We start from the raw sequence: 14,269 nt of genomic DNA, 5'->3' as shown, positions 1-14,269 counted from the left end.
GTGCAGTACGCGGACTACACGCTCTGGCAGCGCGACCTGCTCGGCGGCGAGGACGACCCGGACAGCCTGCTCGCCCGCCAACTGGACTTCTGGCGCGCCGCGTTGCAGGGGGCGCCCCTCCAGCTCGACCTGCCCGCCGACCGGCCCCGGCCCGCCACCGCCGACCACCGGGGCGGCATGGTCGAGTTCGCCCTCGGCGCCGACGCCCACCAGGGTCTTGTGGAGCTGGCGCGGTCCTGCGGCTGCACCGTGTTCATGGTGGTGCAGGCCGGACTCGCCGCCCTGCTCAGCCGGATGGGCGCCGGTGACGACATCCCGCTCGGCACCGCCGTGGCGGGGCGCGGTGCCCCGGCCCTCGACGGACTCGCCGGCTTCTTCGTCAACACCCTCGTCCTGCGCACCGACACCTCCGGCGACCCCGCCTTCCGGGAACTGGTGCGCCGGGTCCGCGAGGCCGACCTCGCCGCCTACGCGCATCAGGACCTGCCCTTCGAGCGGCTCGTGGAAGCGGTGAACCCGGTGCGGTCCGCCGCCGTCCACCCCCTCTTCCAGGTGATGCTGGCCTTCCAGAACAACGCCGGGCCGAGCATGGAGCTGCCCGGTCTCACCGTCGGATTCGAGGGCGTCGGCACCGGCACCGCCCGCTGCGACCTGTCGTTCAGCGTCGCCGAGACCCAGTCGGCCGACGGCGCCCCGGGCGGGATGCGCGGCATCGTCGAGTACGCCTCGGCGCTGTTCGACGCGGAGACCGCCCAGTCCCTCGGCGACCGGCTCGCCAGGCTGCTCGCCTCCGCCGCCGAGGACCCCGGCCGTCCGCTCAGCCGGCTCGCCCTGCTCTCCGCCGAGGAGGAGCGGCAACTGCGCATCGGATGGGAGGAGTCCGCGGCCGTCGTGGACCCCGACACCCTGCCCGCGCTGTTCGAGCGGCAGACGGCGAAGTCCCCCGACGCGCCCGCGGTCCAGTGCGGCGCCGCCACCCTCAGCTACGCCGAACTCGACGCCCGCGCCAACCGGCTGGCCCACCGCCTCGTCGACCTCGGGGCCGGCCCCGAGCGGTTCGTCGCGCTCGCCCTGCCCGCCTCGGTCGACCTGGCCGTCGCGATCCTCGCGGTCGCCAAGTCCGGCGCCGCCTACGTGCCGCTCGACCCCGACTACCCGGCGCAGCGGCTCACCCTGATGCTCGCCGACACCGCCCCCCGGGCCGTGCTCACCACGGCGGAACTCGCGGAGCGGCTGCCCACGACCGAGGCCCCGGTGGTGCTCATGGGCGACGACGCCGCCCACCCCGCGACCGCGCCGCGGCCCGCCCTGCGGCCCGAACACCCGGCGTACGTCATCTACACCTCGGGCTCCACCGGCACCCCCAAGGGGGTCGTGGTCACCCACGCCGGGCTCGCCGGGCTCGGCGCGAGCAGCCGCAGCGACCACGGGGCGGGGGAGGGCAGCCGGATCCTGCAGTTCGTGTCGCCCAGCTTCGACGTGTCGGTGGCCGAGCTGTGCATGGCGCTGCTCACCGGGGCCTGCCTGGTCATCCCCGAACAGCGGCCGGTGGGCGCCGAACTGGCCGCCTTCCTCGCCGAGCAGCGCATCACCCACGCCCACCTGCCGCCCGCCGTGCTCGCCGGGCTGCCGGAGACCGAGCTGCCCGACCTCGCCACCCTGATGTCCGGCGGGGAGGCCTGCACCCCGCAACTGGTGGCCCGCTGGGCGCCCGGCCGCCGTATGGTCAACGCCTATGGCCCCACCGAGGCCACCGTGGAGGTGACGTACGCCCTCCAGGACCCCGACGACCCCGCGTCGGCCCGCTCCATCGGCCGCCCCGTCCCGGGCATGCGGACCTACGTCCTCGACCGGGCGCTGCAGCCGGTGCCGCCCGGCGCCCCCGGCGAGCTGTACATCGCCGGGCCCGGCGTCGCCCGCGGCTACCTGAACCGCTCCGTGCTCACCGCCGGCCGCTTCGTCGCCGACCCCTGCGGCCCGCCCGGCGGTCGCATGTACCGCACCGGAGACCTGGTGCGGCGCACCCGGGACGGCCGGCTCGACTTCATCGGCCGCACCGACGGCCAGCTCAAGCTGCGCGGCTTCCGCATCGAGCGCGGCGAGATCGAGGCCGCGCTGCTCGAGGCCCCAGGCGTCACCCGCGCCGCCGTCGTGATCCGGGAGGACCGGCCCGGCGACCCGCGCCTGGTCGCCTACGTGGTGCCCGGGCCCTCCCCCAGCGCGACCGCCGGGGGTGCCCCCAGGGCCGACACCGCCGACGTACTCGGCGCGCTCCGCGGCCGACTCCCCGACCACATGGTGCCGTCCACCGTCGTCACCCTGGACACGCTGCCGCTGACGCCCAACGGAAAGCTGGACGAACGCGCCCTGCCCGCCCCGGTGGCGGAGACCGGCACCGGCCGCCCCCGCGCACCGCCCGCGAGGACCTGCTGTGCCGGCTCTTCGCCGAGGTGCTCGGCGTGGAGCGGGTCGGCATGGACGACAGCTTCTTCGAGCGCGGCGGCCACTCCCTGCTCGCCGCCCGGCTGGCCGGGCTCATGGGCCAGGTGCTCGGCGCCGAACCGTCCGTCCGGGAGATCTTCGAGGCGCCCACGCCGGCCCTGCTGCTGCGGCGGGTCGACGGCGAGGGCGGCGGCGCGGGCAACGGCTTCGCCCCTCTGCTGCCGCTGCGCACCACCGGCACGCGCACCCCGCTGTTCTGCGTGCACCCGGTGGGCGGGCTCAGCTGGTGCTACTCGGGGCTGCTGCGCACCCTCGACCCCGAACAGCCCGTGTACGGAATCCAGTCCGCGGGCCTCGACGGCACCCGGCCCGCCGCCCGCTCGCTGCCGGAGATGATCGACGGCATCATCGAGCAGATGCGCACCGTCCAGCCCCACGGCCCCTACCGGCTGCTCGGCTGGTCCCTCGGCGGCACGCTCGCGCACCTGGTCGCCGCCGAGCTCCAGCAGCGCGGCGAGGAGGTCGACCGGGTGGTGCTCCTGGACGCCTTCCCGGTCGAGGAGCACCGGCGGCACGAGATGGACGTGGCGCAGGTGCTGCACGACCTGTGCCAGGCGTACGCCAAGCTGCACGGCGACGACCCGGACGACGTGCCGGACGAGCCCGCCGCGGTGCGCGCCCGCATCGTGGGCTACATGGGGCGCAGCGAAAGCGAGCTGCGGCACCTCGACGACGGGCAGCGGGCCGCGGTCCTGGACGTCCTGGTGAACAACGTGTGCCTGATCTCGCCCGCCGAACCGCCGCTCTTCAAGGGCGACCTGCTCCTGGTGGCGGCCACGGAGAACGTCCGCGCATGGGCGGACCAGAGCGCCTGGGAGCCGTATCTGACCGGTGTCATCGACCGTGTCGAGGTCGCCGCGACCCACGAAGGCCTCGCCGCCCCGGCCCCCGCCGCCGAAACAGGCCGCATCCTCTCCACGCGTCTGTAGATTCCGTACGCCTCAGCCCGGTGGTGGCGGTCGGTTCAACCGGCCGCCACCACCGGGCTTTTCCGTGCGCAATGGCCGGAACAGGACCGATATTCCACCGATAAGGCGGCTCAATATCGTCGAATTCACCGACGTGGCGCCGGGGGATTCGGCCCACACGAAACGGCTGGCATTCCCGATGGAGGCGACACTCGTGGTGAACGGGGACGGGGCGGACGAGGTCGGCGGCGCGGCCGCCCGGGAGTACTGGCGCGATGCCGTCCGCGCCGGGGGATTCACGCCTATGCCGGGCTGGGCCGCCGAGCCCGGGGACTCCGGCACGGGCGAGATCTGGACGGAGCTGGACGGCGTCGAAGGCGGCGAGGGCGACGGCATCGGCGGGACCGCGGACGTCACCGCGCCGCTGCTGCTCGCCGCCCACGCCAAGGTCGTCGCCGCGCTCACCGGCGACCGGGAGACCATCACCGGATTCCAGCCCGCGGGCGGCAGCGCCCTGATGGCCCGGGTGACGGTCGACGACGGCAGCTGGCACGAGCTCACCGAGACCGCCGCCGCCACCCTGCGCGCGATCCGCGGCTTCGCCGCACACGCCCCGCACACCCCGCTGCCGCTGTTCGAGGCGCTCGCCGCGGAGCGGGCGGCCGACCTGCCGGTCGAGCTGCCCCGCGGCGTCGTGCTCGGGGTGGCCGTCGACGGGGCACGGCTGCTCGTCCGGCACCGCGCCGACGTCCTCGACGCCACGGCGGCCCGGCGCGTCGCCGGGTACTACGCGACAGCGCTGCGGCGGGCCGTCACCGAGCCGGACGCCCCGCACCACGCGCGACACCTGCTCGGCGAGGAGGAGCTCCGCTTCCAGTGGGAGCGGCTCGCCGGCCCCGAACGGCCGCTGCCCGACCGGCGCTTCCACGAGCTGTTCGAGGAGCAGGCCCGGCTGCGCCCCGACGCCGTCGCGGTGGTGCACGGCACGCGCTCACTGACGTACGGCGAACTCAACCGGCAGGCCAACCGCGTCGCCTGGCAGCTGCGCCACGAGGGGCTGTGGAACGAGGACGTGGTCGCGGTCGTCACCGAGCGCGACCTGGACTGGGCGGCTGCCGTGATCGGCGTGTTCAAGGCGGGCGGAGCCTATCTGCCCGTCGAACCCCACTTCCCCGCCTCCCGCGTCGAGGCCATGCTGCGGCGCAGCGGCTGCCGGCTCGTCCTGACCGCGGGAGAGGTCTCCCCGACGCTCACCGAGGCCGTCGCGGCGATCGGCGACCGCGGCGACGCCCCCGCCGTCCTGCGGATCGACGAGCTGCCCGACCGACTCGCCGACCACGACCCGCGGTTCCCGGTCGCCGCCGACGCGCTCGCCTACATCTACTTCACCTCCGGCTCCACCGGCGAGCCCAAGGGCGCGATGTGCGAGCACGCCGGATTCGTCAACCACCTCCTCGCCAAGATCGAGGACCTGGAGATCACCGCGGACACCACGGTCGCGCAGACCGCACCCCAGTGCTTCGACATCTCCCTGTGGCAGCTGGTGTCGGCGCTCGCCGTCGGCGGACGCACCCACATCATCGAGCAGGAGGCCGTCCTGGAGATCGGCCGGTTCACCGACATCCTGCGGTCCGGGCGCATTCACGTGGTCCAGCTCGTGCCCTCCTACCTGGAGGTCCTGCTCACCTACCTGGAGGGGCGGACCGGCCCGCTGCCGGACCTGCGGATGGTCTCGGCGACCGGCGAGGCGCTCAAGAAGGAGCTCGTCGAGCGGTGGTTCGCGGCGTTCCCGCAGGTGCCCCTGACCAACGCCTACGGCCTCACCGAGACCAGCGACGACACCAACCACGAGGTGATGCGCAAGCCACCCGAGGGACCGTCGGTGCCGCTCGGCCGGCCCGTGCGCAACGTCCGCGTCCAGGTGGTCGACGAGCGGCTGCGACCGGTGCCCGCCGGCGCCCCCGGCGAGATCGTCTTCCACGGCGTCTGCGTGGGCCGCGGCTACGTCAACGACGAGGAGCGCACCCGGGCCGCCTTCCTGCCGGACCCGGCCGCGCCGGGCCACCGCGTCTACCGCTCGGGCGACTTCGGGCGATGGGCGCCGGACGGGCGCCTGGAGTTCCACGGCCGCCGGGACGCCCAGATGAAGATCCGGGGCTTCCGCATCGAGATCGGCGAGATCGAGGACCGCATGATGCGGGCGGACGGCGTGCGCGACGCGGCGGTGGTCGCCGTCGGCAGCGGCGACGAGCGCTTCCTCGTCGGCCACTACACCACGGCCGACGGGGGCGAGACGGCCGGGCTGCGCGACCACCTCGCCGCCGCGCTGCCGTCGTACATGGTGCCCGCGCGCCTGGTCCGCGTGGACGCGATGCCGCTCACGGCCAACGGGAAGATCGACAAGAAGGAGCTGGCCCGCCGGGCCGCCGGACCGGACGCCGCCGCGCCGGGCACCCCCGCCGCCGGGCCCGAGCTGCCCGCGACGGACACCGAGCGCCGCCTGGCCGAGCTGTGGAGCGCGGTACTGAAGGTGCCGGCCCACCGCATCGCCCGCGACGCGCACTTCTTCGAACTCGGCGGCACCTCCCTGACCGCGGTACGGCTCGCCATCGGCCTCGACCGGCTCGTCACCGTCGCCGAACTGGCCGCCCGACCCGTCCTCGCCGACCTCGCGGAGCTGGTCGACGCGCGCGCCGCCGAGCCGTCCCGACGCGCCGGCGGTGCCCTGCCGGCCGCGGTCTGACACCGGCCGCGTCCTGCTGCCGCGCATCCGCTCCGCGTACCCGTATCGCGTATCCGCATCGAGAGAGAGACCGGAAGATGACGTCCGTCCTTGACCTCACGGCCTCCGTACCGGCCGCCCTCCCCGGCCGGCTGCCGGTGATGACCGCCGACGGAGCCGACACCCCGCCCGCCTGGGCCGCGGCCCACCGCGGCGCCGTGCGCGCCGCGGTCGACGAGCACGGGGCGGTGGTGGTGCGCGGCCTGCGCCCCCGTACCCCCGAGGCCGTCGCGGAGATCGCGGCCGCGTTCGGCATCGAGGCGATGCCGGAGCGCGAGGCGTTCGCGCCGCGCCGCACCCTCGCGCCGGGCGTCCTGTCCTCCTCCGAGTGGCCGCCCGACGAGCCGATGTGCATGCACCACGAGCTGAGTTACGCCGCACAGGTGCCCTCCCTCGCCCTGTTCGCCTGCCTCACCGCGCCCGGCGACGGCGGCGCCACCGCCGTCGCGGACTCCACTGCCGTGCTGCGCGCCCTCCCGCCCGAGCTCGTCGAGCGGTTCGACCGCGTCGGCTGGCGGCTGACCCGCACCTACCGCGAGGTCGGCGTCGCCTGGACCGAGGCGTTCGGCACCGACGACCCCGGCCAGGTGGACGCCTACTGCGCCCAGGAGGGCATCGCCCACGAGTGGCTGCCCGATGGGGCGCTGCGCACCCGACAGCGGCGCGCCGCGGTGGTCACGCACCCGGGCAGCGGGCGGCCCGTCTGGTTCAACCAGGCGGCCTTCCTCAACGAGCTGACCCTCGACCCGATGGTCCGCGAGTACCTGACCGACGTGTACGGGCCCGACTCGCTGCCGTTCAACACGGCGTACGGCGACGGGGAACCCATCCCGGCCGAGGCGGTCGACACCATCAACCGGGCCTACCAGGACGCCACGTGCCGCGAACCGTGGCGCACCGGCGACGTCCTGCTCGTGGACAACCTGCGCATGGCGCACAGCCGCGAGCCCTACGAGGGCGACCGCGAGATCGCCGTGGTCCTCGGCAACCCGGTCCGCCTGCCCGGCCATGTGCTCGCGCCCTGACCGGCCCCACCACACCCAACGGAGAATCTCAATGATCGTGTCAAGCCGTCTGCGTGATCGGCGGGGCGGAGGTGAACAGCCTCTTGTCACGCAGCATCGCCCAGAGCACGTCGACCCGACGGCGGGCAAGTGCGAGCAGGGCCTGGGTGTGCAGCAGCCCCTCGCCACGCTTCTTGAGGTAGTAGTCCCGCGACGGGCCCGGCCGCATCATGGCGGACTGCGCGGACATGTAGAACAACCAGCGCAGGCGCCGGTTGTAGCGTTTGGGCCGGTGGTAGTTGCCGGTGCGGCGGCCGGAGTCGCGAGGCACCGGGGCCAGGCCGGCATGCGAGGCCAGGCGCCCAGCGTCGCGGTAGCCGGACAGGTCGCCGACGATCGCGACGAACTCGGCTCCGAGGATGGGGCCCATGCCGGGCATGGACTCGATGATCTCGGCGCGGTCGTCGGCGCGGAAGGTCTCACGGATCTCCCGGTCGTTGTCCTTGATCCGCTCGTCCAGGGCCAGGAGCTGGTGGGCCAGGTCGCAGACCAGCTTGGCGGCCCGCTTCTCGCCGGGCAGGACGGTCATCTGCGACTGGGCCGCTTCCACCGCCTTGGTGGCGACGGCCTGGGCGCTGCGGACCTTGCGGCGTTCCAGCCAGGTAGTCAGCCGCTTGACGCCGATCCGGCGCAGGGCGGCCGGAGTCTGGTACTCGGTCAGCATCACGACCGGGCCCTTGGCCGCGGAGTAGTCGAAGGCCCGCTCCAGGGCCGGGCAGATGCCCACCAGCAGGTCACGGAGCCGATTGACCAGCCGGACGCGGTCGGCGATCAGATCCGCCCGGTAGTGAGTGAGCACCTGGAGGGTGGTGACCAGCTCCGGGGGCGTGTCCAGTGGGGCGAAGTCCCGTCGCATGCGGGCCTGGTCGGCGATGACCCGGGCGTCCTTGGCGTCGGTCTTGCCCTCGCCCCGGTAGGCGCCGGTCATCCGGTTGACAGTGCGGCCGGGCACGTAGACCACCTGCTGCCCGTGGGCAACCAGCAGAGCCAGCAGCAGCGTGGACGCACGGCCGGAGATATCCACCGCCCACCGCACCTCATCCGCCCGCTCGCGGGCCGTCTCGATGAGCGTGAGGATCTGCGCTTCGTCGTTGATCACTTTTGTCGAGAACAACGTCTGACCGTCGGCGTCGACAGCGGCCGCCCAGTGGTGCCCTTTGCCTGCGTCGATGCCGACCCATATGCGCGCGTGAGGCGTGCTCAACGTTGCTCCGTTCCTCCATGACCAGCACTCCCATGGCCCGGAGAACACTCCGCCGACAGGTCCCTAACCAGCGATGACCGCAGTTCTCAATCAGCAGTCGGAGCGTCCCGGAGGACCGGGCGGCCATTCTCCGGAAGCCATCAACGGCAAACACCCATCAGCCACACCCGGTCCTCCCGGACCGCCTCACATTCTTAGGGAACACCCATGTCCTCACCCACCGCGGCACCGCCCGACTTCGCCGTGATCTCCGGTGCCCAGGTCGACCGCGTGCTCGGCGGCCGGCACCGGGAGGTCACCGGCATCATCGAAGCGGCCTACCGCGCCCACGGCGCCGGCGACACCGTCAACCCGCCCTCGTACTTCCTGCGCTTCCCCGACCGGCCGAGCTCCCGCATCATCGCGCTGCCCGCCTCCGTCGGCGGCGGCATCGGGGTCGACGGGCTCAAGTGGATCTCCAGCTTCCCCGAGAACGTCGCGGCGGGGCTGCCGCGCGCCTCGGCCGTGCTGATCCTCAACGACCCCGCCACCGGCTACCCGCTGGCCTGCCTGGAGAGCTCCATCATCAGCGCCGCGCGCACCGCGGCCTCGGCCGCGCTCGCCGCGGACCGGCTCTCCGCGGGCCGGGCGCGCCCCCGCCGCGTCGGCTTCTTCGGCGTCGGACTGATCGCCCGCTTCATCCACGCCTTCCTGGCCGGCACCGGCTGGGAGTTCGACGAGACGGGCGTGTACGACCTGAGCCGAGAGCACTCCGAGGGGTTCGCCGGCTACCTGGAGCGCTCCGGCGCCCCCGGCACCGTCACCGTGCACGAGAGCGCCGAAGCGCTCATCCGCTCCAGCGACCTCGTCGTCTTCGCCACCGTCGCGGGCGAGCCGCACGTCGAGGACCCCGCGTGGTTCGATCACCATCCGCTGGTCCTGCACGTCTCGCTGCGCGACCTGGCGCCCGAGGTGGTCCTCGCCGCGACCAACGTGGTGGACGACGTCGAGCACTGCCTGAAGGCGAACACCTCCCTGCACCTGGCCGAACAGCGCACCGGCCACCGCGACTTCGTGCACGGGACCCTGTACGACGTGCTGGACGGCACCCTCCGACCCCCCGCCGACCGGCCGGTGATCTTCTCGCCGTTCGGCCTCGGGATCCTCGACCTCGCGCTCGGCAAGCACGTGTACGACACCGTGCGCGAGGCGGGCGAACTCTCCGTCGTCGACGGCTTCTTCCACGAGATGCGCCGCTACGGCTGACCGCCCGCCCTTCTTGGCCACACCTGACGCGGGAGGACCCATGCCGATCATCTCGGCCCCGCAGGAATTCAACGAAGACGATCTCTACGTCGATCTCCGGCCGGTACTCGGCTCGTCGATCTACCTCAAATGCGAGGGCTTCAATTTCAGCGGATCCATCAAACAGAAGGCCGCGCTCTCGATGATCGAGGCGGCCGAGCAGAGCGGGGTGCTCAAAGAGGACTCGATCCTGGTCGAGTCCTCCTCCGGCAACCTCGGCGTCGCACTGAGCATGATCGCGGCCAGCAAGGGCCACCGCTTCCTGTGCGTCACCGACTCCCGCTGCAACCTCGCGGCCCGGCGCCTGATGGAGGCGCTCGGCGCGGAGGTCCGCATCGTCACCGACCCCGACCCCGAAGGAGGCTTCCTCGGCGCGCGGCTCGCCCTGGTCCGCCGGCTGTGCGCCACCGACCCCCGGCACGTCTGGCTCAACCAGTACCGCAACGCCGACAACTGGCGCGCCCACTACCGCTGGACCGCGCCGCCGATCGCCCAGCGCTTCCCCGGCGTCGACGTGCTCTTCATCGGCGCCGGCACCACCGGCACGCTGATGGGCTGCGCCCGCTGGTTCAAGGAGCACCGGCCCGACGTGCGCATCGTCGCGGTGGACAGCGTCGGCTCGGTCACCTTCGGCCGGCCGCCGGGGCCCCGGATGATCCCGGGGCTCGGCGCGGGCGTACGGCCCGCGCTGCTCGACGAGTCGTTCGTCGACGACGTGGTGATCGTCCCCGAGTCCGAGACGGTCCGCATGTGCCACCGGCTCGCCGCCCGCGGCTTCCTCTTCGGCGGCTCCACCGGGACCGTCGCGGCGGGCGCGTCCCAGTGGCTCGCCCGGCAGGACGCGGACCGCACCGGCCTGGTCTCCGTGGCGATCTCCCCGGACCTGGGAGAGCGCTATCTCGACACCCTCTACCAGACCAACTGGGTGCAGGGGGTGTACGGCGACGAGGTGGCCGGAGTCGGCGCGAAGCCGGGCGTCGAGACCGTCGGCACCGCCGAAGCCGTCGAGTCGGCGGCCTGACACCACATCGATACCCGCCATCCGATGTCCACGACATTCCGAAAGTCCGAAAGGAACAGCCATGAGCAACCCGTTCGACGACCCCGAGGGCCGTTACCACGTGCTGGTCAACGACGAGGGCCAGTACTCCCTGTGGCCGGCCTTCGCCGACGTCCCCGCCGGCTGGCAGGCGGTCCTGGAGGACGCCGGCCACGACGAGAGCCAGGCGTACGTCGCCGCCCACTGGACCGACATGCGCCCGCGCTCCGTCGCCGAGGCGATGGCCCATGCCGGTTGAGCCCACGACCGTTCGGCAGCTCAGAAAGCGATAGGACATGACACTCGCACTCGACTCCTCCACCGTCGGCGCACCGGCCCGGACCCTGACCGTCGGGCCGGGCGACGCCGACTGGATCACCGGCCTGGCCCGGCGCCTCGCCCCGGTCGCCGCCGGACGCATCGACACCCCCGAGTGGGTCGCCGCCGCCCGCGACGCCTGGTGCGACCTGCCCGCCGGCCTCCGCCGCGGGCTGCGCGCCTTCCGCCGCGACTCCGGCCCCTCCGGCGCCCTCCTCGTCCGCGGCCTCCCGGTCGACGAGCCCGCGCTGCCCGACACCCCCACCGGCCGCGGCTCGGTGCAGCACACGGCCACGGTGCCCGCCGCCGTCCTGCTGACGGTGGCCGCCGGCCTCGGCGACCCGGCCGCCTTCCGCCCCGAGAAGTCCGGCGCGCTGGTCCAGGACGTCGTCCCGGTGCCCGGGCAGGAGGAGTTCCAGGGCAACGCCGGATCCGTGCTGCTCTCCTTCCACACCGAGAACGCCTTCCACCCGCACCGCCCCGACTTCGTGATGCTGCTGTGCCTGCGCGCCGACCACGAGGGCGTCGCCGGGCTGCGCACCGCCTGCGTACGCCAGGCGCTGCCGCTGCTGAGCGAGGCGGGCCGGACGGCGCTGCGGAGCAAGGAGTTCGTCACCGCGGCCCCGCCCTCCTTCGGCACGGTGGCCGGCGCGAGCACGCCGCACGCGGTGCTGACCGGAGCGCCCGACGACCCCGACGTACGGGTCGACTTCGCCGCCACCCGCGCCACCACCCCCCGCGCGGCGCGCGCCCTGGACGAGCTGAACGAGCTGTTCGACCTGACGGCGCAGACCGTCCGGCTCACCCCCGGTGACCTGGCGATCGTCGACAACCGGGTCACCGTCCACGGCCGCACCCCCTTCCGGCCCCGCTACGACGGCCGGGACCGCTGGCTCCAGCGCAGCTTCGTCCTGACCGACCTGCGCCGCTCCCGCGGACTGCGGGCCCGCGACGGCTACGTACTCGACTGACGACCGGTCCGTCCGACGACGCGCCCTGACCGTCCGACGACGCGCCACGACCGAATGGGACGCCCGTGACCACACTGCTCGAACCACCGACCCCGACCGCGGAACCGGGGCCCGCGGCCATCGACGTACACGTCGAGGAGACGCCGCTGCCGCACCACGAACCGCTCGGTCTGTACACGGCCCTGTGCGAGCGGTTCGGGAAGGAGGACGTCTATCTCCTGGAGAGCCTCGAGGGACCGGTGCAGGACCGCGGATCGGCCGTGGTCGGGTACGGCAGGCTCGCCGAGATCGAGGTCCACGCGTCCCATGTGCTGGTGCGCGGCGGCGACCGCCTGGCCCGCGCGCTGCTCGACGCGGCCGACGTACTGGGGATGACCTCCCTCGCGCCGGCCGCGCGCGGGTTCACCCGCCCCGGCCAGGTGTGGGAGCTCCTCCGCGCCACCCAGCGGCTCTTCCGCGTCCACACCCAGGCGCCGCCCGCCACCTTCGCGTTCGGCTTCCTCGCCACGCTCGGGTACGGGGCCGCCTGGCACATGGAGGAACTGCCCGAGCGGAGCACCGGCACCGACGGCCCGGACTGCGTGTTCACGCTCTTCCGCGACACGGTCCACTACGACCTCGCCACGAACGAGGTGCGCCATCTGCGGGCGCACGCCGCCGAGTTCCCGCCCCCGACCCGTACGACATCGCGGCGGCCGCCCGCAGACCGCCCGCCGACGCGGCCGTCCCCGAGGCGCCCGAGCCGCGCTCGGTGCGCGACAGCACCGACAAGGAGACCTTCCTGGCCCGGGTCGAGCGCTGCCTTCGCCACATCGGCGTCGGCGACGTCTACCAGATCCAGATCGGCCACAGCATCGAGGTCGCCACCGACCTCGAACCGCTCCAGGTCTACCGTCGGCTGCGTGCCCGCAACCCGTCGCCGTACATGTACCTGGTGCCCAGAGCCGGCACCACCCTGATCGGGGCCAGCCCCGAGGTGCTCCTCGCCGACGACGGCGAGCGCCTCGTGATGCGGCCCATCGCCGGCACCGCCCCGCGCAGCGGCGACCCGGAGACCGACGAGCGGCGCGTCGCCGCCCTCCGCGCCGACGAGAAGGAACGCGCCGAGCACATCATGCTCGTCGACCTGTGCCGCAACGACATCGGACGCGTCTGCCTGCCGCGGACCCTGGAGACCGAGCGGCTGATGACGGTCGAGACGTACTCCCACGTCTTCCACCTCGTCTCCACCGTCTCCGGCCGGCGCGACCCGGCACACGACACCTGGTCCGCGCTGCGCGCCTCCTTCCCCGCCGGCACCGTCACCGGGGCGCCGAAGATCCGCGCCATGGAGCTGATCCAGGGCCTGGAGGACGGGCCGCGCGGGATGTACGCGGGCGCGGTCGGCCTCGTCGACCTGCGCGGCTGGAGCCGGTTCGCCCTGTGCATCAGGACCGTGGTGCACGACGGCACCGGCTACCGCACCCAGAGCTGCGCGGGCATCGTCGCCGACTCGACCCCCGAGGGCGAGTGGCGCGAGACGCTGCACAAGATGGCCGCCGCCCACTGGGCGCTGACCGGAAAGGAACTGCTGCCGTGAGGGTCCTGGTGGTCGACGCGTACGACAGCTTCACCCACATCATCGACCAGTACCTGCGCGGCCTCGGCGCCGACACCGAGGTGGTGCGGTCCGGCACCCGGTCCACCGAGGCCCTCGTCTCGCGCGCCCCGGACGCCGTGGTGCTCGGCCCCGGCCCGGGCCATCCCGCGGACAGCGGCCATGTCGAGCTCGTCCACGCCTTCGCGGGGCGGGTGCCGCTGCTCGGCATCTGCCTGGGCCACCAGGCGATCGGCCTGGCCTACGGGGGCCGGGTGGTGGTCGCGGACCGGGTCCGGCACGGCAAGACCAGCACCGTACGACACGACGGCACCGGCCTGTACGAGGGCCTCGGCACGGAGATGACCGCGGCCCGCTACCACTCGCTGATCGTCGCCGAACCGCTGCCCGAGGCGCTCGAAGCCACCGGGCACGCCGCGGACGACGGCTGCGTGATGTCCCTGGTCCACCGCCGACTGCCCGTCTGGGGGATCCAGTTCCATCCGGAGAGCGTGGCCACCTCGGGCGGGTCGCGGCTCCTGGAGAACTTTCTGACTGCCGCCCGAGAGCACACCGCCGCCCGAGAGCACGCCTCGCTGCACGTGTGAGGCACCGTCCCGC

The 14,269-nt window shown here is 73.6% G+C and carries 10 protein-coding genes and 3 pseudogenes; 12 read left to right on the top strand and 1 reads right to left on the bottom strand.

The window, feature by feature from the left end; all coding sequences use genetic code 11:
* The 5 genes and pseudogenes from Q3Y56_RS05875 to Q3Y56_RS05855 all read left to right on the top strand — a co-directional run.
* Positions 1-2,292, top strand: a pseudogene (locus Q3Y56_RS05875) (amino acid adenylation domain-containing protein); the annotation flags it as partial.
* Positions 2,293-2,474: 182 nt separating this feature from the next.
* Positions 2,475-2,555 (top strand): annotated as a pseudogene (locus Q3Y56_RS05870) (hypothetical protein); the annotation flags it as partial.
* A 156-nt stretch (positions 2,556-2,711) separates the two neighbouring features.
* Positions 2,712-3,431 (top strand): thioesterase domain-containing protein, encoded by a 720-nt coding sequence (locus Q3Y56_RS05865; RefSeq protein ID WP_304465484.1) that lies wholly within the window; start codon positions 2,712-2,714, stop codon positions 3,429-3,431.
* Positions 3,432-3,609: 178 nt separating this feature from the next.
* Complete coding sequence (locus tag Q3Y56_RS05860; RefSeq protein WP_304460896.1) at positions 3,610-6,153, top strand: non-ribosomal peptide synthetase; 2,544 nt, start codon at positions 3,610-3,612, stop codon at positions 6,151-6,153.
* Positions 6,154-6,230: 77 nt separating this feature from the next.
* Positions 6,231-7,217 carry a TauD/TfdA family dioxygenase gene (locus Q3Y56_RS05855; protein WP_304460895.1) on the top strand — a complete coding sequence of 329 codons (987 nt, stop codon included), beginning with the start codon at positions 6,231-6,233 and terminating at the stop codon, positions 7,215-7,217.
* Positions 7,218-7,257: 40 nt separating this feature from the next.
* Here Q3Y56_RS05855 and Q3Y56_RS05850 read toward each other — a convergent pair whose 3' ends face one another.
* Positions 7,258-8,460, bottom strand: coding sequence for an IS110 family transposase (locus Q3Y56_RS05850; protein WP_304460894.1), 1,203 nt, complete (start codon positions 8,458-8,460; stop codon positions 7,258-7,260).
* Between the two features lie 207 nt (positions 8,461-8,667).
* On the opposite strand from Q3Y56_RS05850, the gene sbnB reads away from it, so the two are divergent.
* From sbnB to Q3Y56_RS05815, 7 genes and pseudogenes are all read left to right on the top strand, one after another.
* Positions 8,668-9,705 (top strand): 2,3-diaminopropionate biosynthesis protein SbnB, encoded by a 1,038-nt coding sequence (gene sbnB / locus Q3Y56_RS05845; protein ID WP_304460893.1) that lies wholly within the window; start codon positions 8,668-8,670, stop codon positions 9,703-9,705.
* Positions 9,706-9,745: 40 nt separating this feature from the next.
* Entirely contained in the window at positions 9,746-10,765 is a 1,020-nt protein-coding gene (sbnA, locus tag Q3Y56_RS05840) for a 2,3-diaminopropionate biosynthesis protein SbnA (RefSeq protein ID WP_304460892.1), read from the top strand.
* Positions 10,766-10,826: 61 nt separating this feature from the next.
* The gene (locus tag Q3Y56_RS05835) at positions 10,827-11,042 is read left to right on the top strand and encodes an MbtH family protein (RefSeq protein ID WP_304460891.1); all 216 of its coding nucleotides are present in this window, start codon (positions 10,827-10,829) and stop codon (positions 11,040-11,042) included.
* A 37-nt stretch (positions 11,043-11,079) separates the two neighbouring features.
* Positions 11,080-12,072 carry a clavaminate synthase family protein gene (locus Q3Y56_RS05830; protein ID WP_304460890.1) on the top strand — a complete coding sequence of 331 codons (993 nt, stop codon included), beginning with the start codon at positions 11,080-11,082 and terminating at the stop codon, positions 12,070-12,072.
* 65 nt (positions 12,073-12,137) lie between these two features.
* A pseudogene (locus Q3Y56_RS05825) lies at positions 12,138-12,647 on the top strand (anthranilate synthase component I family protein); the annotation flags it as partial.
* 176 nt (positions 12,648-12,823) lie between these two features.
* A complete protein-coding gene (locus tag Q3Y56_RS05820; RefSeq protein WP_304460889.1) occupies positions 12,824-13,651 on the top strand; it encodes an anthranilate synthase component I family protein in 828 nt (275 codons plus the stop codon).
* Positions 13,648-14,256 (top strand): aminodeoxychorismate/anthranilate synthase component II, encoded by a 609-nt coding sequence (locus Q3Y56_RS05815; protein ID WP_304460888.1) that lies wholly within the window; start codon positions 13,648-13,650, stop codon positions 14,254-14,256. The genes Q3Y56_RS05820 and Q3Y56_RS05815 overlap by 4 nt, the downstream gene beginning before the upstream one ends.
* Positions 14,257-14,269: the final 13 nt, after the last annotated feature.

It is taken from the genome of Streptomyces sp. XD-27 (assembly GCF_030553055.1).
GTDB lineage: Bacteria > Actinomycetota > Actinomycetes > Streptomycetales > Streptomycetaceae > Streptomyces.
Note: the sequence above shows the minus strand (reverse complement) of the source record. Positions and strands in the feature narration are given on the sequence as shown.

Coding starts and splice junctions, on each gene's coding strand:
- Q3Y56_RS05860 (WP_304460896.1), top strand. CDS start 3,610: ATGGAGGCGACACTCGTGGTGAACGGGGACGGGGCGGACGAGGTCGGC.
- Q3Y56_RS05855 (WP_304460895.1), top strand. CDS start 6,231: ATGACGTCCGTCCTTGACCTCACGGCCTCCGTACCGGCCGCCCTCCCC.
- sbnA (WP_304460892.1), top strand. CDS start 9,746: ATGCCGATCATCTCGGCCCCGCAGGAATTCAACGAAGACGATCTCTAC.
- Q3Y56_RS05835 (WP_304460891.1), top strand. CDS start 10,827: ATGAGCAACCCGTTCGACGACCCCGAGGGCCGTTACCACGTGCTGGTC.
- sbnB (WP_304460893.1), top strand. CDS start 8,668: ATGTCCTCACCCACCGCGGCACCGCCCGACTTCGCCGTGATCTCCGGT.
- Q3Y56_RS05830 (WP_304460890.1), top strand. CDS start 11,080: ATGACACTCGCACTCGACTCCTCCACCGTCGGCGCACCGGCCCGGACC.